This is a genomic window from Vibrio sp. 378 (assembly GCF_033339435.1).
Genome location: NZ_JAWOUO010000661.1, coordinates 1 through 652, shown reverse-complemented (window position 1 = coordinate 652; position 652 = coordinate 1). Strand labels below are relative to the sequence as shown.

The window sequence follows — 652 nt, the reverse complement described above, 5'->3', positions numbered from 1 at the left end:
CCCCTCAATTGAGAGGCTCTTTTTATTTGCCGTCTAGTGTTGGTTTAAGAGGCTAATTTAAGCCGAGCATATTCGGCTCACCACGATAGATAATGCGATCGTTTCCACGGTGAATACCAAACGTGACTATTGTTGGCGGGTTTTCTTCTTCGGGAGTCGAAGTTTCCCAGTCGTATTTGAGCCAAGGAAGTTGGTTGCCTGAGTGATCTAGATTTAGGCTGAACTGAATTTGTTCTCTTGCCGCGTCAATTTGGCTTGCAATGATGTCGTTGGTTCTGCCAACACTCATCTTAGCAACACCAGATAACTGGGCGTTATTTACCGGTGCGTTCGACCAAATAGGCGTGCTGGTGTAGTACGCACCATTTGCGGTTGTCGAGTTGTCATCGAAGTTTGTAACAAACCTACCGTTTTGCCACACCTCTACGTCCAATGGCACTTTGATCTTCATGCCCTGATTTCCGCCAACATCCTTAAAGTTCAAACGACCAAAACGAATGTCTGGTTGTTTCGTCAGAATTTCACCGCCATCGAAGAAGTTTACCTCATCAACCACGTGAGTAGTCACTAAGCCAATTTTACTGCTCTTGCTGTTTGCACCGCGGTTGAACGGGCCATCAGGGTAATGGCCTTTAGTTTTATCTTTCTCCCA

Annotated in this window: 1 protein-coding gene; it reads right to left on the bottom strand. The window is 46.0% G+C overall.

Annotated elements, in window-relative coordinates; genetic code table 11:
- Positions 1–52: 52 nt before the first annotated feature.
- Positions 53–652, bottom strand: a 600-nt coding sequence (locus R7Q48_RS28120) for a DUF6701 domain-containing protein (protein WP_318133600.1), incomplete at its 5' end; no start/stop codon positions are given.